The sequence below is a fragment of the [Clostridium] ultunense DSM 10521 genome, from assembly GCF_000511955.1.
Classification (GTDB): domain Bacteria; phylum Bacillota; class Clostridia; order Tissierellales; family Tepidimicrobiaceae; genus Schnuerera; species Schnuerera ultunensis.
The window spans coordinates 126,894-148,055 of sequence record NZ_AZSU01000005.1 but is presented as its reverse complement, the minus strand read 5'-3'; the positions used below and the strand labels follow the sequence as shown (position 1 = coordinate 148,055).

The window sequence follows — 21,162 nt, the reverse complement described above, 5'->3', positions numbered from 1 at the left end:
GCACAAGAAAAAATAATTTTTATTCTTGTGCTTGGCTATATTTTAGCACAATTCAACAATATCTGTAGCAACCTTGTCGATAAATTTTTTATCATGCTCAACAAGGAGCATTGTAGGGGCATATTCTAAAATCATATTTTCAATCTGAATTCTCGAAATGATATCAATATAATTTAAAGGTTCATCCCAGATATATACATGAGCCTGTTCACAAAGGGATTTTGCTAAAAGAACCTTTTTCTTTTGACCACTACTGTAATTCTCCATGGGAATATCAAATTGTTCTCGGGGAATTCCCATTTTTCTAAAGATTGTTAGAAACTGAGTCTTATCAATATTGGAATTATCAATAAACTCAAATAGACTGCCCTTTAAAAAATCAAATTGTTGTGGCACATAAGATATTATTAAATTATTGGCTTTCCACAATTGGCCAATGGTTTGTAGTTTTTCACCTAGAATAGCCTTTATAATACTGGATTTTCCGCTGCCATTATTACCTTGCAGAATTAAACATTCCCCTTGATTAAGGGTAAAGCTTATTGGTTTAAATATAGGATTATCATTGTAATATATTGTATAATCGTCTACTTCTATAAGAGTATCTACATGGTGCTCTAAAGGGTCTATTTGTAGTGCTTCAATCTCCTCTATATTTTTGAGTAATTTTTGCTTTTTCTCAATGGCTTTTTCATAACGTTTCTCAATGTTTTTAGAGCGCTTCATCATTTTAGCAGCCATATGACCAATATATCCTCGATCTACAGGACCTTGACCAATTTTGGATTTCTCAACTTTATCTGACCATAGAGCTTTTTCCCTTGCTGAGTCTTTTAATCTTCGTATTTCTTTTCTTAATTTTTCATTTTGTGCAAGCTCAAATTGATCTTCTAAATGCTTATTGCGCTGCCATGTATCGTAATTTCCTTTAGTTAGTACAATTTTATTTTTTTCAATGGCCAATATATGGTCAACGGAGATATTTAAAAACTCTCGATCGTGGGATACAACTATAAATCCTTTTTTCATTGCCAAGTATTCAGCTACAAGTTTCCTACCTTGAACATCTAAATGATTGGTAGGTTCATCAACTAATAGAAACTGATTATCTGTAATAAACATAGTGGCAAGAAGTATTTTAGTCTGTTCTCCATGGCTTAAGGTAGAAAAAGACCGGTACAACACATCTTCCTTAAGTTGAAGCAAGTTCATTTCTTTTTCCAATTTCCACAGTGGAAATTCTCCTTTTAAGTTTTCAATAACTGATATGGTTATATTATCTGGATTATTTACCACATAGGGAAAGTATTCAAAATCTACAGAAGTATGGATATTACCCTTATAGGACAACTTACCCATTAAAAGGTTTAGAAATGTAGATTTTCCATAACCATTGCGACCAATAAATCCTAATTTCCAATTTGTATCTAGTTGTAAACTTACATCATCAAAAATTGGATTAATGCTACCTATATGAGTAAATGTTAAATTTTTAATATCTATTAATGACAACTAATTTCACTCCTTCTTCAGATACTTCTGGTATAAAAGGGTATTATTCATATTGTTCACCTCCATAAAAAATGCCAAGAGAAAGCTCTCCTGGCAGCAGAAAAATATATAAAAAAAGATGATCAAAATCATCCTTTAATAAAATATAAATATATTCATAAGAGATTTCTCGCTAAAATTAGACACAAAAATACTAGGGTAATATAATGGCTGTATTTTTGTCCCTGTAAAATTTTATTATTTAGCAAGAAATAAAATCATGAGCAACCTCCAAATATTATTTTCACATTAATTTTACCATATTGAGTATAAAGTCACAAGTATTATTCTAAATATTCATTATTAATATATTTACCAATTAGGAGGACCATGATATATTAAATATAGATAATTTACTTAGGAGGAGAGATGTAAATGAAGAAAATAATTGTTTTTGGTAGTAAACATTGACCAGATTGTGAGCCAGCGAAAGAGTATCTTTCCAACAACAATATTAAGTTCTTATATTTAGATATTACTGAAAATATGTTATACCTAAAGAAGTTCTTAAAAATAAGGGATAATAGACCGGAATTTGATGAAATAAAAAAGGCAGGAAGGGTAGGGCTTCCTTGTATAGTTATAAATGATGGGGAACAGGTTATTTTCGATTATAAAAAGTTGATAGTTTAAATATATAGAATAGTTGGTATATATTGGATATATTATAATTTAGATTATGTGAAATTTTGAAGCAAGGGGTGTAATGGTGGATATAGATAGGAAAAAAATTGAAAGTTTAAAGGAATACGTTCAAGGAGTTGTGGATAATGGAGATGGGAAAGCTTTATATCTTAAATACAAAGAAGATATTGAAACTGTAACTCCACAAGAATGTTTTGAAATATTTACCTCAAAATTAGAAAAAGGGTATACACCAAAGGATGTACTTAAAATATTAGATAAGGTTATAAATGTATTTCATAAACCTTTAAGCAATTATTCATGGAAAAAGCCAAAAGAAGACAGTTTTTTATATTATTTAATAAAAGAAAATGAAGCCCTTACGAAAAAATTAGAAGAAATAAAGAAAATAATATTAAACAAAGAAGTGGAGATAAAAAAGGATGAATTATTAGTTCGTGTTAAGAAACTAGAGGAATTTAATCAACATTATTTAAAGAAGGAGAATATACTTTTTCCTTATTTAGAGAAAAAAATGGACAGGTTCCATGGACTAACTATTATGTGGTCATTACATGATGAGGCAAGAAAAAATATAAAGAGAGTAGAAAATTTATTAGAATCTGAAAATATGTCTGTTGAAGAATTTAATAAAGAAATTGGTAGTTTGTTCTTTACTTTACTTGGTATAGTAAAGAAAGAAAAACTTATTTTATTTCCAGCATCTATGGAAGTAATTAGTGATGAGGAATGGGAAGATATGCATGCTCAAAGTATGGATTATGGATTTCCATTTATTCAAAAGCCAGCATTAGAGAAGAAAGAAAAATTAGATTTATATGGGTTAGAGGCAACGAAGTTCAAAACCAATACTGGAGAATTGAATTTTGAACAGATGATGCTTCTATTAAACGCTTTGCCAGTAGACCTTACTTTTGTAGATGAAAACAATAAAGTTAGATTTTTTACAAGGCCTAAGGATAGAATATTTCCACGTTCACCAGCCGTCATTGGCCGTGATGTGGAGAATTGTCACCCTTCAGAAAGCGTAGATGTAGTAAATAAAATAATTGAAGCATTTAAAGATGGTAGTAAGGATTCAGCTAGATTTTGGATAGACTTGAAGGGGAGAAAGATATTAATCCAGTATTTTGCATTAAAGAATTCAAAAGATGAATATAAAGGAGTACTGGAGGTTAGTCAAGATATTACAGGAATAAGGGAATTAGAAGGGGAAAGAAGATTATTAGAATGGTAGATAAGTAATACTCTAATAAGGTTAAAAACTGGGGGGATCATATTGAATAAAGTAGTTGGAGCATGGGGATGCATCTGTAGTGATTGCCACATTTTTGAGGTAAAATGTATGGGATGCCATGCTATAGAAGGCAAGGAATGTGAGAAAATGCCATGTGAAAAGTTTTGGATGAATAAAAACCCAAATTGGACAGATGAACAACATAAAAAAATTGTTGAAGATAGAACTGCTTTGCTTAAAGAGTTGGCAAACACTAGGGATTATTTTATTAAAGAAATAAGTGATCCAAAATCCAAATCAAATATAACTAATTCCATACTTAGAAAACTACCAGATTGGTTTGGAATAGAAGAAGCTATTATTGAATATGTAGATAAAGTAAAGGATACCATTTTTTATGCAGCTTTTGATAATGATAAGCCTATAGGATTTTTAAGCTTAAAGTTTAATAATGAATATACTTGTGAAATATATGTTATGGGGATTAAGAAAGAATATCATAATAAAGGAATAGGTAGAGAGTTAGTAGAAAGAGCCATAAGTTATTTGATAAAGAAAAATTATAAGTTTTTAATGGTTAAGACTCTTGGAGAAAGTCATCTAGATAAGAATTATAAAAAAACTAGAGAATTTTATAATAAACTAGGATTTTATCCAATCGAAGAAATTAAAGGAATTTGGGGGGAACATAATCCTTGTCTTATAATGGTAAAAAGTTTGTATGGAGGTACAGTCAATGTTTAAACATATAGTTGATAATAATATTGAACTAAGATTAGTTGGTATACATCACGCAGAAGAGATGTTTAAATCAATCGATTCAAATAGAGAACATTTAGGAAAGTATTTGCCTTGGGTTGATAGTACTAAAACTGTAGATGATACTATATCCTTTATAAAGAATAGTAAAAAGCGATATGCAGCCAATGAAGGTTTTGATGCTAGTATATGGTATAAAGGAGAATTTGCAGGTGTTATAGGTTTTCACGGTATAAATCCTAGTATTAAAGAAATAAGTATAGGTTATTGGCTAGATGAAAACTATGTAGGAAAAGGAATAATGACAAAAGCATGTATAGAATTTATTAATTATGCATTTACTATTTATAATCTAAATAGAGTAGTAATTAGATGTGCAGAAGACAATCTTAAAAGCAGAGCTATTCCAGAAAGGCTTGGATTTACTAAGGAAGGTATAATTCGAGATGGTGAATTACTTAAGGATGGTTATGTAAATTGTGTTATATACGGAATGCTGAGAAAAGAATGGAATAGAGGGTATTAATTATCTGAAATATAGGGGGCAATAAAATGGGAAAACAACCTATAATAGAAACAGAAAGGTTAATACTAAGACCTTTTGAGTTATCGGATTCGAAAAGAGTACAAGAATTGTCTGGAGATTCAAAGGTGGCAGAGACAACCTTAAATATTCCCCATCCCTACGAAGATGGAATAGCGGAATCATGGATTAGTACTCATAAACATAATTTTAATAGTGGAAAAAGTATTACCTATGCAATAGTGATAAAAGATACTAAAGAAGTAATTGGAGCAATAGGCCTTACGATAAGTAAAATTCATAGAAAAGCAGAACTTGGATATTGGATAGGAGTACCTTATTGGAAAAATGGATATTGTACAGAGGCTTCTCAAGCTATTATTGAATTTGGGTTTAAGGAATTAAATCTAAATAGGATTTATGCACGAGCTATGGATTCTAACATTGGTTCATGGAGGGTAATGGAAAAGGTAGGTATGAAATATGAAGGCACTCGTAGACAGGATGCTATTAAAAATGGAGTACCAGTGGATTTGAAAAGTTATGCAATTCTAAGAGAAGAGTTTTATAGGTGTAGAGCGGATTAGACTGTAGAAAGTTAGTTTCTGAAAGCATCCATATGATAATTTGGATTAGCGGAGTATCTGAAAATGAAAAACTAATGTATAGGTTTGAAATATTTATTATTTTTGTTTACCATATAAATTTAAATTTCTTGACATTAGATAGAGAGTTATAATATACTCTTACTAGAAAATAAATAATGGTGATGGGGTTCACCAAAATCGCTTAATGCTAATGACTCCTACAGGAATACTATGTTATACCTGTGGGATTTTTATTTTTTGTGACTATTATAAAGGAGATGATATTTTGGCAATAAGCTTAGCAGCTATTCTATTATTAGGATTACCAGCAAACAAACTGTTTGAAAAGCTTAAGTTACCAGGATTACTGGGGATGCTTATTTTAGGTATTATTATAGGACCTTATGGTATAAATTTGCTACAAAAAGATATAATTAATGCATCGGCAGATTTGAGAAAAATTGCATTAATAATTATTTTATTAAGAGCAGGCTTTGGAATTGATAAAAAAGCATTAAAAAAGAACGGAATTACTGCAATCAAAATGAGTTTTATACCAGCTATATTAGAAGGATTTACAATTGCTTTTATTTCAACAAAGCTTCTTAATTTCTCCTTTATCCAAGGTGGGATTTTAGGATTTGTAATTGCAGCAGTTTCTCCAGCAGTAGTAGTTCCTTCTATGTTAAAATTGATTGAAAATAATATAGGGGAAACCAAGGGTATACCTACTTTAATATTAACAGGTGCTTCTATCGATGATGTTTTTGCTATTACTATATTTAGCGCCTTTTTAGGATTATATAGTGGTACACATTTAAATATTGGAATACAGATACTAAGCATACCAATATCTATATTATTGGGTATCATAGCTGGTATTGTTATTGGAATTGTATCCATAATAGTCTTTAAAAAATATCATATGAGAGATACTAAAAAAGTATTATTAATATTAGGTCTAGCTATTTTATTAACTGAGACTGAAAATTTATTAAAAATGCGAATTCAAATAGCTTCTTTGTTAGGAGTTATGACCATAGGTTTTGTAGTAATGGAGAAAATGCCTTTAGTAGGTAAAAGGCTAGCAGCAAAATTTAACAAACTATGGGTTTTTGCAGAAATATTATTATTTGTATTAGTGGGTGCTCAAGTAAATGTAGGAATAGCATTTGAAGCTGGGAAAACGGGAATTGTAATTATCTTGATTGGGCTATTAGGAAGAAGTATAGGAGTACTGATTTCCTTATTAAACACAGATTTAAATTGGAGAGAAAGACTATTTTGTATAATTTCATATACACCAAAAGCAACGGTCCAAGCTGCAATTGGAGCGGTACCATTGTCTTTAGGTGTAGAGTCAGGAGAAATAATTTTAGCATTAGCAGTATTATCCATACTTATTACTGCACCTTTAGGAGCTATTGGTATTAATTACTCAGCAGAAAAATTACTGTAATATATCTGATGTATAAGCCAAATCAGGATATAGATAAAATAAGCCTTTTTAAGTTCTCTTCAAAATCCTCATTAGCTTGAGGATTTCTTTTTTTGAACTTAGTATAGATATTTTGTTTTCTCCGCAAGGTTTGGTGAATATATCTTCTATTTAATATTTCATCAATATTATTTTCTGTAATGAATAATCCGTTTTGATTGATACAATAAGCATTTTTTGCTAACCCCATAGCTGCTAGACCATAGTCCTGGCTAATCAATATATCACCAGGTTTAATCCTATTTACTATGTAATAATCTGCACTATCGTTAGATATATCTACAGTTATGATTTCTGCATAAGGGTCGTTTAATTCTACTGCGTAATTTTTAACTACCACTATTTTAATATTATTCTCTTTAGCAACTCTTATTGCAATATCAACTACAGGGCAACCATCAGCATCAATAAAAATAGTCATTCAAACACCTCTGATTAATCATTATTCATCCCAAGGGAATTCATCAATAATAGATTGAGCTTTTTCAAGCATGGATTTTTCTACGAATATATCAGTTCCATAAATTGAAAAGCCACTATAAATCCTCATATACCCTCCACTTCCTTGATCCTTAAGGATATATGGGATATTATTTTCATCTAATAAATTTTCAATGAAGTTCAACTCAACACTATTATATACAGTTTTTAAAAGAACCATTTTAATATCATCTTCATGATTTTTCTTATGAATATCATGTTGCTTATTAGACATAAAATTCACCCCTTATTAATTATATCTTATCATATATAATTAATACCCATAAATATAGTGGAATATTTTATATAAGAAAGAAAAATTTGAGCCAGCTGGTTTTTAGATACTATATAAACTGAGAACGGCTGAGCTAACCGTTCTCTTAGATGAACTTAAATAGAAATAGCTTCTAATGATACTGGGAAACTTTCTTTTGCTAATATAAGTATGGCTTTCGCATATTCTTGAATTTCTTTTTGAGCATCAGATTGAATTCTTTGGTTAATAAAATGAACAACTGACTGTAAAGAGGCTGTCCAGTACCACCTTACATACATGCCATATGCTGGTAAGAACAATCTTGCTTGTTCAGCACATATACCATCTTCCAAGGCTTCATTATATAATCTTTCCCCTAAATCTATATATTCCATAAGGGATTTTGTATATTTTTCTCCCAATTCCCACTCTATAGGTTTACCGCTACCTTGTTTAGAATTTTCTGGTTTACTCCGCCATTGATTTTTTTCAGGAATATAGAATAGGGGCTCTTCAGTAATATACCTTCTGCTAGATTCATTCCATGCGTTAAGTGAATCCCCAACCCCTTCTTGATGGGCTGATCCTACAATATATTTCCACCATTGTCTAGCTACCATAAGAGGAGCATATACTTCAAATTGTAATATGGCATGTCTAAAAGGGGAAGTGTGGTCCTCTCTAGCTAAAAAATTAATAAGCCTTCTATCCTTATCGTCTAATTCTAAAGATTCTTTTGCGTAAGACACTCTAGCAGCATTTACGATAGTTAAATCTGAGCCTAAAGTATCTACAAGTCTTACATAACCCTTATCTAACACATTTATCATTTTCATATATTCAACCCCTTAAATTAAAATTATACTTTTAACCCAACAAGTCTTTCTTAAATCTCTCATAATCCTTTAATAAAGTTACCTTTTTATTTCCATTTACAATAAATGTAGGTACAGATTCTATTCCATATACAGACCATAGGTTTTTTGCCTCTTCCATTTCCCCATCATAGAAACCCTCATCAATACATTTGTTCATTTCTACTATATTAATTCCAACCTCTAGTCCTATTTCATTAATAATTACTGGTTCACCTACATTTATTCCATATTCAAATATAGTTTTAAAAGCTTCTTTAGCAAACTGGTAGTATTTTCCTTCATCCCTTGCAAATAAAGCAGCCTTGTGTAGTCTATGGGTGTTAAATTTTTTGGTTTTGTTATTGTATACCAAATTATACTCGGAGCCTAATCTTTCAATTCTTCTATAACTCATCTCTATCTGTTTCTGTGGGATCTGGTCTGTTAAATCTCCTCCTTCAATGGGAAGAACTGGATCTAATTCATAGGGAATCCATTCTATATTTATATCTGGAATTTCTTTTGTTAATTTCTCAGCTATAGAAAAACCTATATAACAAAAGGGACATGCAAAATCAGAAACTATCTTTATACTAGTCATATTACCACTCCTTAATATATACTATATATGGTATACCCAAGGGGGTAAAATATAAACCTAATGTATACTTGTTAAATAGATTGTATTTACTTAAACCACTCATCAATAATACTTATATTGGAAATTAGAAAAAATTAGGATATAATTTATATAATATTAATTAGTGAAGTAAGCAAGGATTAAAACTTAAGATTATTTTTAGAGAAGGGGCGAAGGGGATGGAAATTAAAAGTGGAGATATTTTAGTTTTAAAAACGGGGAATGGGGAATATAGGTCTAGGATATCAAAAATTGATGGGGATATTGTAAAAATTATTGACAAGAATGGTAGTTACAGACAGATATCCATAAAGAATGTTGACGACATGATCAAAAATGGGTTTTCATCTATAGAAAAATTTGATTAAAAATTGAAAAAGGCTTAAGCCTTACAGCTTAAACCTTTATAAGCACTGGTGCCGAAGGAGGGGCTCGAACCCTCATGGTACAAAGTACCACTGGATTTTGAGTCCAGCGCGTCTGCCAGTTCCACCACTTCGGCTTACTTGCTACAAAAAATATAATAACATAAAATTATCAAACAATCAAGAACTTTATTTTCAATTATATTTACTGAAAAATATATTTAAGGTATACTAGTTATAGCAAATGGCAAAGTTTTTAATATGTTCAATATAATATTTGAGGAGTGATTTTGTGAATAGAGAAAAAAAAGAAAAATTAATGGTCATAGATGGAAATAGCTTAATCCATAGGGCTTTTTATGCCCTTCCTTTATTATCTACAAAGGATGGTATATATACAAATGGGGTTTATGGTTTTTTAACCATGTTATATAGAATTAGAGAGGAATATACCATAGACTATATATGTGTGGCATTTGATAAAAAAGGTCCTACCTTTAGACATGAAGCTTTTGACCTTTATAAAGCAAATAGACAGTCTACCCCCAATGAATTATCCCAACAGTTTCCTATACTGAAAGAAATACTTTCAGCTATGAATATAGCCCAACTAGAACTAGATGGATATGAGGCAGATGATATTGCAGGGACATTGTCAAAAATGGGAGAAGATAATGGACTGGAAACCATATTGGTAACTGGAGATAAGGATTATTTACAACTAGCCTCAGACTATACTAAGGTTTTAATAACCAGAAAGGGAATTACTGAATTAGAAGAATATGATAGGGAAAAAATAATAGAGGAATATGGAATAACTCCAGACCAATTCATCGATTTAAAGGGACTTATGGGAGATAAATCCGATAATATTCCTGGAGTACCAGGCATAGGGGAAAAAACTGGCATAAAATTATTAAAAGAATTTGGTACTATGGAAAACCTGTATGATAATATAGATAAGGTAGGAGGCAAAAAAACTAAAGAATCTTTAATAGAACATAAAAACTCTGCGGGACTTAGTAAAACTTTAGGAAAAATAATTAGAAATGCTCCTATTGAGTTTGTCCTTAAGGAACTAAAAGTAGAGGAACCTAATTGGGAAGAGTTGAAAAAACTATACGATATATTAGAATTCAATAGTTTACTTTCAAAAATACCAGAAGAAAAGATTACAATAGAAGCAGATTCCAAATATGAGGTAAAATATATAGTTATTGAAGAAAATAATTTTGATCAAATAATAGATAAAATTGAATCGGAAAAGAGCTTTTGTTTTAAATTCTTATTTGAGGATGAAAATTATATTAAAAGCGAAATAATTGGAGTTGGGATAAAGGTTGGAGATAGTGTACCTTATTATATAGATTGCTCTAAAAATGATATAAAATTATTTAGAAAAAAATTTGCAAAGTATTTTGAATCTAAGGAAATTGAAAAATATGGCCATATGATGAAAATGGACATATTTGCTTTATTGAAGCTTGATATAGATATTAATAATATGGTTTTTGATACTATGATAGGCCAATATTTATTAAATCCTGCCCAATCCAATTATAGTATCAATGAATTAGGTAAAGAATATCTAAATATTTATGGGAAAGACTTAGAAGAATTATTAGGGAAAGGTAAAAATAAAAAAAGATATAAAGATTTACCTGTGGAAACGAGGGCGGAGCATGTTGCACAAACTTTGGATTTAATCCATGGAATTAGAGAGCCTATAAACAGATTGATTGAAGAACAGGAAATGATCGAATTATATTATGAAGTGGAATTACCCTTAGTAGAAGTGTTGGCTAATATGGAATATTATGGATTTAAAGTAGATTTAGATGTATTGAATCAGTTAGGCGAAGAGTTTCAAGGAGAAATTGATAGCTTAACAAAAGAAATATATACTTTAGCTGGTAAGGAGTTCAATATCAATTCTCCAAAGCAAATGGGAGAAATATTATTTGATGAATTAAATTTACCTGTAATTAAAAAAACCAAAACTGGATATTCGACAGATGCGGAGGTTTTGGATAAATTAAAGGGTCAACATGAAATAATAGAAAAAATACTTAAATATAGGCAGATGGTAAAATTAAAATCCACATATATAGATGGTTTAATAAATGTTGTAGATAAAGAAACTAACAAAATCCATTCTAGCTTTAACCAAACTGTAACAAATACAGGTAGGATTAGCAGTACAGAGCCAAACCTACAAAACATTCCCATTAAAACAGAAGAAGGTAGGATGATTCGAAAGGCCTTTGTGGCTGAAGATGAAGACTATATACTAGTGGATGCAGACTATTCACAGATTGAATTAAGGGTATTAGCTCATATATCCAAGGATCCAAAGCTAATGGAGGCTTTTTACCATGGCGAAGATATCCATACAAAAACTGCAGCAGAAGTCTTTCATATTCCAAAGGATGAAGTAACACCTTTGATGAGAAATAGGGCTAAAGCAGTTAATTTTGGTATCGTTTATGGAATAAGTGATTATGGTCTTTCGAAAGATTTGAATATTCCTAGAAAAGAAGCCAAAGAATATATAGATAATTATTTGAAAAACTATGGAATGGTTAAGAAATACATGGAGGGTATAATAAAAATTGGAAAAGAAAAAGGTTATGTAGAGACTATTTTAAATAGAAGAAGATATGTTCCAGAACTTAAATCGAGAAATTATAATGTAAGGTCCTTTGGTGAAAGGATTGCCATGAATACCCCTATACAAGGGAGTGCTGCAGATATAATAAAAGTGGCTATGGTAAAAGTGTTTAAAGAATTAAATAAAAGAAATTTAAAATCAAGGTTGATATTACAGGTTCATGACGAACTTATTATAGAAGCATATAAAGATGAAGTAGAAGAAGTAAAAAATCTTATAAAGGATATTATGGAAAATTCTATTAAATTAGATATTCCATTAAAAGTGGATTTAAATACAGGAGACAATTGGTATGAATCAAAATAAAGCTAGAATTATCGGTTTAACCGGAGGTATTGCCACGGGTAAGTCAACGGTTTCCAATATCATAAAAAACTTAGGTTACAAGGTGATAGATGCTGATAAAATAGCAAAAAATGTGGTGCAAATAGGTAAACCCGCCTATAAAGAAATAATAGATGTTTTTGGGAAAAGCATATTAGATGCTAAGAATAATATTAATAGAAAAAAATTAGGCAGCATAATATTTAAAGATAGATTTATGAGGATGAAATTAAATAATATTGTACACCCCTATGTTTTTGAAGATATAAAAGAATTGATTGACAAATACAAAGAAGAGAGTATTATCTTTTTAGATGTGCCTTTGTTAATAGAAGAAATGGATGAATTTATCAACTACGGAATATCCTTTGATGAAATTTGGTTAGTCTATGTAGACGAAACTACCCAATTGGATAGGCTTATTAAAAGGGATTTAATTAGTAAAGAGGACGCAATAAAAAGGATTAAAGCCCAGATGCCTATAAAGTTAAAAAGAGAATATGCAACCAGAATAATCGATAATGGAAAAGATTTAAAAAGTTTAGAAGAAACAGTAGAAAAAATAGTATTTGAAGTAATATAATTCTCTGGAGGGTTTAATTTGACATGGAAAATAAAAAAAATATTTAAGAAAATAATATCTACTATTCTGATTTTTACATTAATCATTGCAGGAATACTCGTTTATTTGAAAATAACCTATCCTTTAGGCTATCTAAACTTTATTAAAAAATATTCTAAAGAATATAATGTAGATCCTTATTTAGTGGCAGCAATTATTAATGTGGAGAGTAGATATGATAAAAAAGCTATATCTTCTAAGAAGGCGAGAGGGCTTATGCAGATATCCCCTATTACTGGAGAATGGGCTGCAAAGGAATTGTCTATAGAAGACTTTAGTATGGAAATGCTCTTTGACCCAGAGATTAATATAAAAATAGGTACTTGGTATATAAAGGTCCTTTCTGAAGAATTTAATAATAACCTTCAGTTAATATTAGCAGCTTATAATGGTGGAAGTGGTAATGTATCTAAATGGTTAGAAAATGAAGAGTATTCCAAAGATGGATTAGCGTTAACTAAAATACCTTTTAAAGAAACAGAAGAATATATTAAAAAGGTGGAAAAGAACTTAAGGATATATAGGATAATTTATAAATCTCAATTTAATAGTTCATCTTTCTATGGAGAAAATTATTTAATTGGTTTAATGCATAATTTTAGAAAGATAATCAAAAATTTGATAGTGTATAAATAGCAAAGGGGGAAAATACTTTGAAATGTAGAAGGATAACAATTACATTATTAATTATGACAATCTTGTTTACATTAACAGGATGCGACAAAAATGAAGTAAATAATACATCAGAAACCTTTGAAACCAATGTTAATAATGTTAAAGAATATGAACCCGAATATGGTGGTCAATTGGTATTACCATTAACAACTTTAAAAACTTTAAATCCCCTAATCAGTGAAAATCTTAGTTATTATTATTTTAGTAAGCTAGTATTTGAAAGTTTATTCGAATTAGATGAAAATTTTGATATTAAATATCAATTGGCAGAAGACTATACTATCAAAGACGATGGAACCATAAGGATTAAATTAAGGGATAATGTACTGTGGCATGATGGTGAAAAATTCACAGCAGAAGATGTAGTCTTTACAATAAATACTATTAAGTATGCAAGTAATGATACAACTTATAAAAAAATGTGGAATGCTGCCATGGGCAATTTTTATTCTTCAAATATTAACAGAATTATAGATGTTAATATAATTGATGCCTATAATTTAGACATAAGATTTGATATAGGCTTTAGCAATAGTTTGGAAACATTGATTTTTCCAATCATACCTAAGCATAGATTTGTTGTAGGTAGGGAGGATAAAAATTCTTATATAAAAGCGTTGGCTGAGGAGGGATATACCCCCATAGGAACTGGACCCTATAGATTCTTAAACTATGACAAATATAAATCAGTCCAATTAGAATATTTTCAAGACTATAGGGAAGGCAGGCCTTATATAGATCAGATAGTCGGCAAAATATTAGAAGATGAAGAATTAGCCTTAACCGCTTTCGAAGCTGGGCAAATAGATTTGACTACAGCATTGGGGGTGGATTGGGAAAAGTTCGATCAAAACAACAGGGTTAAAATACTTGAATTCGTTTCACAGAACTATGATTTCATAGGGTTCAATTTTTCCAAGTTAGTTTTTAATAATGAAAAGGGATATAGACTAAGAAAAGCTATGGCTTATGGAATAGATAGACAAGCTATAATCCAGAGGGTGTATTTAGGTCACGCGACTCAGACAGATTTACCTATTCATCCTAATTCTTGGCTAATTTCTAATGAGGCCAATGCTTATGGATATAATTTATCAAAAGCTAGGGAGGAGTTGAATAGATTAGGTTGGAAGGATATTGACGGAGATGGATTTTATGAGGATGAAAATGGAAAGGAAATCATTTTAAGACTTACAACCAACTCTTATAGCCATTTAAGGCTTAAGACAGCTGATATGATTGTTGAAGATTTAAACAAAATGGGAATACGTGTAATTAAAGATTACCCAGAAAAGATACCAGACAATTTAACAGAGGAGATGGTAGAAAACCAGTGGGAACAGTTAAATAGCCAGATTGTAAAAGGAGATTATGATATTGTATTGTTAGGCTGGAGATTATCTCCAATACCTGAACTATCCTTTGCCTTTCACTCTAACCAAATAAAATCCGGCACTAATATTATTAGGTATAGCAATGAAGCTATGGATGAGGCTTTACTAGAGGCTTTTAGAGCTACTAATAGAGATAAAAAATTAAAAGCTTATGAAAAGCTGCAATCAATAATCACTGAAGACTTGCCTTATGTGAGCTTATTCTTTAAGAATAAAGCCTTATTAATGGACAAAAAGATTATGGGAGATATTGATCCTACCTTCCATGACGTTTATAGGAATATTGAAAAATGGTATATCCCTAAAGAATTCCAAGAAGAAATAGTTGATAAAAAATAGAATTTTATTTATAATAGAATTGTAACAATATAAAACTGCAGGGGTGGTGGAACTGGTAGACACGTATGTTTGAGGGGCATATGGTAGAGATACCGTGAGGGTTCGAGTCCCTTCTCCTGCACCAAATCATATACATATATAGTATATGATTTTTTTATACAATAACTGGGGTGGTATAAAAATGGATAGAGAAATAATTCATATAGATATGGATGCCTTTTATGCAGCAATAGAACAAAGGGACAATCCTAATTTAAAGGGTAAACCTGTAATAGTAGGAGGAGTTCGCAGTAGGGGAGTTGTATGTACCGCTTCCTATGAAGCTAGAATATATGGTGTTCACTCAGCAATGCCAATAAAGGTTGCAAGAAGATTATGCCCTAATGGTATTTATTTGCCAGTAAATATGGAAAAGTACAAGGAAGTATCTAAAGAACTCCATAGGATCTTTAAAAGATATTCATCAAAAATTGAACCTATTTCTATAGATGAAGCCTTCCTAGATGTAACTGGTGAAAACTCCCTCATTATTGCCCAAAACATTAAAAAAGATATACTAAAGGAACTTCAACTGACTGCTTCTGTAGGAATCTCTACCAATAAATTTTTAGCAAAACTTGCCTCAGATGTTAAAAAACCTGATGGATTAACAGTAATAAGAAAAGAAGAAGCAGTAAAATTTTTAAAACCTTTACCGGTATCTTGCTTATGGGGTGTTGGTCCCAAAATGGAGAGGGAATTAAACAAAATAGGCATATATTTTATTGGAGACATACAGAGATACGATATAGATGTTCTTATTTCCATTTTTGGTAAACGGGGAAAGGAAATATATGATTTTTCTTATGGCATAGACCCAAGGCCAGTAGAGGTCCATATCATTAATCAATCTATAGGAGAAGAAGAGACGTTTCAAGAAGATATTAAAAGTCCTGAAATATTAATCAATAGGTTAGAATTTTATTCTATTAATTTAGCTAATAAGTTGGTATCCAAAGGTTATTTAATAAGGACAATTACTGTAAAAGTAAAGTATAATGATTTTACTGTGGAGACTAGAAGTATGACTTTAAATATTCCTACTAATGATGAGAAGATTATTTTTAAGATAAGCAAACAAATATTGTCGAACAAATTTAGTTTAGATAAGAGCATTAGACTCATTGGATTGACCCTTTCGAACTTAATCTATCCAGAAGACCCAATCCAATTAAGTATGGAAATATGATCAAAGTATATTAAGGTAAAATAAGTTGTTTATTTAACAATAACTAGTATAAATTATTGATAATATAAAAAAAATCATATTTTATTAGAAAAGTATAAACATCTATAGCTGTGAATATAACTAGCAATGACCTATGAAAATTCTATTAGTAAAGGGATTGTTAAAAATATCTCAATACGTCTATATGGTATACAATCTAGGGAAATAATGTTATAATGAACAGTGGAAACAAATAGCCTGAACCCATTTTTTAAAGGTTTTACTTGATTATAGTTTATTTATTTTTTATCATTTTCAAATAATCAAAGAATAAGAAAAAAGAGGTGGAATAAGGATGAAGTTAGAGAATCTCACTTTCAAAGGTGGGGTAAATGTACCACATTATAAGGAGCTGACAGAAAACCTATCTATAGAGAGAGCAAAAGAGCCAGCTATGGTTACAATTCCATTGCACCAACATACTGGGGCACCCTGTGAACCTTTAGTAAAGGTAGGGGACAAAGTAAGAATTGGCCAAAAAATTGGACAATCGGAAGCTTTTGTATCTGCACCAGTTCATTCATCAATATCTGGTACAGTGAAAGGCATTACTACTATGACCATTCCTACTGGTCTTACTGTTAATTGTGTGATAATTGAGTCTGATGGAAAGAATGAATTACACGAATCGGTAAAACCTAAGGGAAAATTAGAGGATTTATCTTCTGAGGAGATTATTGAAATTATCAAAGAGGCAGGTATTACAGGTATGGGTGGGGCTGGTTTTCCAACTCATGTTAAATTATCACCCCCTTCAGATAAGAAGATAGATACTATTCTTATAAATGGGGCAGAATGTGAACCCTATTTAACAGCAGACCATAGAATAATGGTTGAAGAATCTGAAAAGGTAATATTTGGTTTAAAGGCTATTATGAAGGCTGTAGGAGTAGAGAGAGGAATTATTGGAATAGAAAAAAATAAACCAGATGCAATAATTGCTCTAAGGGAAGCGAGCAAAGATGTAAAAAGTGTTAATGTAGCCTCTTTAAAGGTTAAATATCCTCAAGGAGATGAAAAAAGGTTAATCAATGCTACCTTAGGACGAGTAGTTCCATCTGGAGGATTACCAATGGATGTTGGTGCTGTAGTATGCAATATTTCCACTACTAAAGCTATTGCAGAAGCCATATTAGAGGGAAAACCTTTGTATGAGAGAATAACCACCATTACAGGCCATGGTATAAAAGAACCTAAGAACCTTCTTGTGAAAATTGGAACACCTTTCAAGGATTTAATTGAACAATGTGGAGGATTTAATGAAGGCTCACCAGGCAAGATCTTAATGGGCGGGCCAATGATGGGATTAAGCCAATATTCAATAGATATACCAGTAATAAAAGGTACAGGTGGTATATTGATAATGACAGAAGAGGAAGCAAAACCAGAACCTATACAACCTTGTATCAGATGTGGCAAATGCGTAGAAGTCTGCCCAGTAAGGTTACAGCCTTTATATTTAAGTAGCTTTGCCCTAAAGAAAAATTTTGATAAAGCAGAAGAATTTCATGCTCTAGACTGTGTAGAGTGTGGAGCGTGTTCATATATTTGTCCATCTAAAAGACCTTTAGCCGAATCTATTAGAATGGCTAAAAGGGAAGTAATCGCTAAAAGAAAGCAAAATAGATAGGAGGATATGAAATGGATAGTAAAGTAATGGATACTTCTAAAGCCCAAGAGATTGCTTTAGAAAATATGTTGTTAGTTTCTTCATCTCCTCATATACGATCTAATGAATCTGTACAGAGGATAATGCTAGATGTAATAATTGCGCTTACGCCAGCCATTATAGGCAGCGTATACTTTTTTGGATTAAATGCATTAAAATTGATATTAATTTCCGTGGCTTCAGCTATGGTTTTTGAAGCAATCATTCAAAAGATATTTAACAAGCCTATAACTATAAACGATTTTTCAGCTATAATAACAGGTATTTTAATTGCATTTAATTTACCTGCCAGTGCACCTTGGTGGTTACCAATTATGGGTTCTGCTTTTGCTATAATAGTAGTAAAGCAATTTTTTGGTGGTTTAGGTTCCAATTTTATGAATCCAGCATTAGCAGCAAGGGCTATGTTACTAACCTCATGGCCAGCCCATATGTCTAGTTTTACTGGAACTAGACCAGATGTAGTTGCGACTGCTACACCTTTAGCTATAATGAAATATGGAATGGGAGCTGATGGAGGAGCATCTGCAACTGTTGAAGCTGCTACATCTGCATCACAAGCAGCAGGAGCAGAGTTACCTACATTATGGAATATGTTTATAGGAAATATTCCTGGGGCAATAGGAGAAACCTCTGTATTGCTACTGTTAATAGGTGCAGCATATTTGATAATTAGGCAAGTTATTGATTGGAAGATTCCAGTATTCTATTTGGGTACAACCTTTATTATGTTAGTTTTACTTGGAGTAGAGACAGAGTTTCTACCCTATCATATGTTAGGTGGAGGATTAATACTAGGAGCTTTTTACATGGCTACTGACTATGCTTCTTCCCCAGTTACTCCCATAGGGAGGATTATCTTCGGGGTAGGCGCTGGAATATTAACTGCTCTCATTCGAGTTAATGGTGGTTATCCAGAAGGAGTGTCTTACTCAATTCTATTAATGAATGTGGCAACTCCTTTAATTGATAAATTTACAAGGCCTAAAGTATTTGGGGAGGTGAAGTAGATGAACGAAACCCTAAAGTTAGGATTAATATTGTTTATTATTACTGCAGTAGCTGCTTCTGTGTTAGCAGTATCCAATAGCGTTACATCTGAAAGGATAGCTGAAGCCGACAGGTTAGCCAATGAAAGAGCAAAGATGGAAGTGTTAGATATAGCAGAGGAATTCAATACTATAGACGAGGGAAGATTAAAGGATATAATTGGCTCAAATACCAATATAGTAGAAATTAATGAAGGATATAAAGATTCTGATCTAGTTGGATATACATTTAATATGAAGGTAAATGGCTATGGTGGAGAGATTACCTTTATGACTGGAGTCTCTAAAGAAGGAAAAATTACAGGCTTAAAGATATTAAACCATGGAGAAACACCTGGACTTGGGGCTAATTCAACAAAACCTTATTTTTCCAACTCATTTAAAGATAAATCTGTAGATAACGAACTAACAGCGACTAAAAGCCCACAGGGAGATAGCGAAGTCCAAGCTCTTACTAGTGCTACTATTACAACAAATGCAATAGTTGATGGAGTCAATATAGTTCGTCAAGTATATAATGAGAAACTATCCAATTAGTTAATTTGTGGAGGTGTAAACATTGAAGTTATCTAAAGTCTTTTATAATGGAGTAGTAAAAGAAAACCCCATATTCGTCCAGTTAATAGGTATGTGTTCAGTTCTAGCGGTAACTACTTCTGCCATAAACGGTTTAGCCATGGGACTGGCTGTTACTGGAGTATTAATTGGATCTAATGTGGTGGTTTCACTACTAAGGAAGGTAATTCCAGATAAAATTCGTATACCAGCTTTCATCGTTGTTATTGCAACATTTGTTACTATCGTAGAGATGTTTATGAAGGCTTATACTCAAGATCTATATAATGCTCTAGGAATATTTATTCCTTTAATCGTAGTTAACTGTATTATTTTAGCAAGGGCAGAAGCCTTTGCATCAAAAAACAATGTTCTAGCCTCGGCAGTAGACGGTTTAGGTATGGGGCTTGGATATACTATAGCATTATTAGTATTAAGTATTTTAAGAGAGATTTTAGGGGCTGGAAGTATATTTGATATACAATTATTTGGTCCTTCTTTTGAACCTGCATTAATATTTATAATGCCACCAGGAGCCTTTATTCTACTTGGTATATTAATAGCAGTCTTTAATAGTATTAGGAATAAGAAAGCTTCAAAGGAAGCTTTGGTAAAGGAGGAAGCTAGATGAGCCTTTTTACTATATTGATAAGTACTATTTTTGTCAACAACTATGTATTAGCTCGTTTTTTAGGAATATGTCCCTTTTTAGGAGTATCTAATAAGACGGAAACGGCAACAGGAATGGGAATTGCTGTAACCTTTGTGGTGACATTGTCCTCAATTATAACCTATATAATACATCATACTATATTAGTTGGTCGTTTAGAGTATTTGCAAACTATAGTATTTATTCTTGTTATAGCAGCATTAGTTCAATTTGTTGAAATGGTACTAAAAAAGATGAGCCCAACTCTATATAATGCATTAGGGGTATATCTTCCATTAATTACAACTAACTGTGTAGTTCTTGGAGTCGCCATATTAAATATTCAAGAAGGATATACCTTAGTTGAAACAATATTTAATGCTTTTGGGGCATCTGTTGGCTTTAGCTTAGCCCTAGTGTTGATTTCAGGAATAAGAGAACAGTTTGAAGTTATCGATATACCAGAAGCATTAGAAGGTTTCCCTATTGCGTTAATAACTGCAGGTCTTATGTCCATAGCGTTTTTAGGATTTAATGGACTTGTATAGGA

The 21,162-nt window shown here is 31.4% G+C and carries 21 protein-coding genes, 2 tRNA genes, 1 pseudogene and 1 riboswitch; of the genes and pseudogenes, 18 read left to right on the top strand and 6 right to left on the bottom strand.

Annotation, left to right across the window (positions count from 1 at the left end):
- Positions 1 to 42: 42 nt before the first annotated feature.
- Entirely contained in the window at positions 43 to 1,512 is a 1,470-nt protein-coding gene (gene abc-f, locus CUL_RS0112765) for a ribosomal protection-like ABC-F family protein (RefSeq protein WP_025642083.1), read from the bottom strand.
- A gap of 462 nt (positions 1,513 to 1,974) precedes the next feature.
- Here abc-f and CUL_RS20015 point away from each other — a divergent pair.
- The 6 genes and pseudogenes from CUL_RS20015 to CUL_RS0112735 all read left to right on the top strand — a co-directional run.
- Positions 1,975 to 2,184 (top strand): annotated as a pseudogene (locus tag CUL_RS20015) (glutaredoxin domain-containing protein); the annotation flags it as partial.
- A 73-nt stretch (positions 2,185 to 2,257) separates the two neighbouring features.
- The gene (locus CUL_RS0112755) at positions 2,258 to 3,433 is read left to right on the top strand and encodes a DUF438 domain-containing protein (RefSeq protein WP_035143231.1); all 1,176 of its coding nucleotides are present in this window, start codon (positions 2,258 to 2,260) and stop codon (positions 3,431 to 3,433) included.
- A gap of 42 nt (positions 3,434 to 3,475) precedes the next feature.
- Entirely contained in the window at positions 3,476 to 4,177 is a 702-nt protein-coding gene (locus tag CUL_RS17395) for a GNAT family N-acetyltransferase (RefSeq protein WP_025642079.1), read from the top strand.
- Positions 4,170 to 4,718 (top strand): GNAT family N-acetyltransferase, encoded by a 549-nt coding sequence (locus CUL_RS0112745; protein ID WP_025642076.1) that lies wholly within the window; start codon positions 4,170 to 4,172, stop codon positions 4,716 to 4,718. Before CUL_RS17395 ends, CUL_RS0112745 begins: the two co-directional genes overlap by 8 nt.
- A gap of 26 nt (positions 4,719 to 4,744) precedes the next feature.
- Positions 4,745 to 5,302, top strand: a complete 558-nt coding sequence (locus tag CUL_RS0112740) for a GNAT family N-acetyltransferase (RefSeq protein WP_005585984.1) — start codon at positions 4,745 to 4,747, stop codon at positions 5,300 to 5,302.
- Positions 5,303 to 5,471: 169 nt separating this feature from the next.
- A riboswitch (Fluoride riboswitch) is annotated at positions 5,472 to 5,530 on the top strand.
- 58 nt (positions 5,531 to 5,588) lie between these two features.
- Positions 5,589 to 6,761 carry a cation:proton antiporter domain-containing protein gene (locus tag CUL_RS0112735; RefSeq protein ID WP_025642074.1) on the top strand — a complete coding sequence of 391 codons (1,173 nt, stop codon included), beginning with the start codon at positions 5,589 to 5,591 and terminating at the stop codon, positions 6,759 to 6,761.
- Between the two features lie 22 nt (positions 6,762 to 6,783).
- Here the strand turns inward: CUL_RS0112735 and CUL_RS0112730 are convergent, their stop codons facing one another.
- The 4 genes from CUL_RS0112730 to CUL_RS0112715 form a co-directional block, all read right to left on the bottom strand.
- Positions 6,784 to 7,221: a YaiI/YqxD family protein gene (locus CUL_RS0112730; RefSeq protein ID WP_025642072.1), complete on the bottom strand. Its 438-nt coding sequence runs from the start codon at positions 7,219 to 7,221 to the stop codon at positions 6,784 to 6,786.
- Between the two features lie 21 nt (positions 7,222 to 7,242).
- A complete protein-coding gene (locus tag CUL_RS0112725) occupies positions 7,243 to 7,515 on the bottom strand; it encodes a putative signal transducing protein (RefSeq protein WP_025642071.1) in 273 nt (90 codons plus the stop codon).
- Positions 7,516 to 7,670: 155 nt separating this feature from the next.
- The gene (gene thyX, locus CUL_RS0112720) at positions 7,671 to 8,372 is read right to left on the bottom strand and encodes an FAD-dependent thymidylate synthase (RefSeq protein WP_025642070.1); all 702 of its coding nucleotides are present in this window, start codon (positions 8,370 to 8,372) and stop codon (positions 7,671 to 7,673) included.
- A 31-nt stretch (positions 8,373 to 8,403) separates the two neighbouring features.
- On the bottom strand, positions 8,404 to 8,994 hold the full coding sequence (locus tag CUL_RS0112715) for a DsbA family oxidoreductase (protein WP_025642065.1): 591 nt from the start codon (positions 8,992 to 8,994) through the stop codon (positions 8,404 to 8,406).
- Positions 8,995 to 9,212: 218 nt separating this feature from the next.
- Here CUL_RS0112715 and CUL_RS0112710 point away from each other — a divergent pair, with 218 nt between their 5' ends.
- Positions 9,213 to 9,401, top strand: coding sequence for a hypothetical protein (locus tag CUL_RS0112710; RefSeq protein ID WP_025642059.1), 189 nt, complete (start codon positions 9,213 to 9,215; stop codon positions 9,399 to 9,401).
- A 46-nt stretch (positions 9,402 to 9,447) separates the two neighbouring features.
- Here the strand turns inward: CUL_RS0112710 and CUL_RS0112705 are convergent.
- Positions 9,448 to 9,535 (bottom strand) — tRNA-Leu (locus CUL_RS0112705).
- 182 nt (positions 9,536 to 9,717) lie between these two features.
- Between CUL_RS0112705 and polA the strand changes: the two genes are divergently transcribed.
- The 11 genes from polA (at position 9,718) to rsxA (ending at position 21,160) form a co-directional block, all read left to right on the top strand.
- Positions 9,718 to 12,375: a DNA polymerase I gene (polA, locus tag CUL_RS0112700; protein WP_035143250.1), complete on the top strand. Its 2,658-nt coding sequence runs from the start codon at positions 9,718 to 9,720 to the stop codon at positions 12,373 to 12,375.
- Positions 12,362 to 12,976, top strand: a complete 615-nt coding sequence (gene coaE, locus CUL_RS0112695) for a dephospho-CoA kinase (protein ID WP_005588739.1) — start codon at positions 12,362 to 12,364, stop codon at positions 12,974 to 12,976. Before polA ends, coaE begins: the two co-directional genes overlap by 14 nt.
- Positions 12,977 to 12,994: 18 nt before the next feature.
- Entirely contained in the window at positions 12,995 to 13,651 is a 657-nt protein-coding gene (locus CUL_RS0112690) for a lytic transglycosylase domain-containing protein (protein WP_005588740.1), read from the top strand.
- Between the two features lie 17 nt (positions 13,652 to 13,668).
- The gene (locus CUL_RS0112685) at positions 13,669 to 15,423 is read left to right on the top strand and encodes a peptide ABC transporter substrate-binding protein (protein ID WP_025642055.1); all 1,755 of its coding nucleotides are present in this window, start codon (positions 13,669 to 13,671) and stop codon (positions 15,421 to 15,423) included.
- Between the two features lie 37 nt (positions 15,424 to 15,460).
- A tRNA-Leu gene (locus CUL_RS0112680) sits at positions 15,461 to 15,547 on the top strand.
- Positions 15,548 to 15,604: 57 nt separating this feature from the next.
- Complete coding sequence (locus tag CUL_RS0112675; protein ID WP_005588742.1) at positions 15,605 to 16,651, top strand: DNA polymerase IV; 1,047 nt, start codon at positions 15,605 to 15,607, stop codon at positions 16,649 to 16,651.
- A 334-nt stretch (positions 16,652 to 16,985) separates the two neighbouring features.
- On the top strand, positions 16,986 to 18,320 hold the full coding sequence (gene rsxC, locus CUL_RS0112670; RefSeq protein ID WP_005588743.1) for an electron transport complex subunit RsxC: 1,335 nt from the start codon (positions 16,986 to 16,988) through the stop codon (positions 18,318 to 18,320).
- 11 nt (positions 18,321 to 18,331) lie between these two features.
- Entirely contained in the window at positions 18,332 to 19,369 is a 1,038-nt protein-coding gene (locus CUL_RS0112665; RefSeq protein WP_179956604.1) for an RnfABCDGE type electron transport complex subunit D, read from the top strand.
- Entirely contained in the window at positions 19,370 to 19,945 is a 576-nt protein-coding gene (locus CUL_RS0112660; protein ID WP_005588745.1) for an RnfABCDGE type electron transport complex subunit G, read from the top strand.
- 22 nt (positions 19,946 to 19,967) lie between these two features.
- On the top strand, positions 19,968 to 20,594 hold the full coding sequence (rsxE, locus tag CUL_RS0112655) for an electron transport complex subunit RsxE (RefSeq protein ID WP_005588746.1): 627 nt from the start codon (positions 19,968 to 19,970) through the stop codon (positions 20,592 to 20,594).
- Positions 20,591 to 21,160 (top strand): electron transport complex subunit RsxA, encoded by a 570-nt coding sequence (rsxA, locus tag CUL_RS0112650; RefSeq protein ID WP_005588747.1) that lies wholly within the window; start codon positions 20,591 to 20,593, stop codon positions 21,158 to 21,160. Before rsxE ends, rsxA begins: the two co-directional genes overlap by 4 nt.
- Positions 21,161 to 21,162 lie beyond the last annotated feature (2 nt).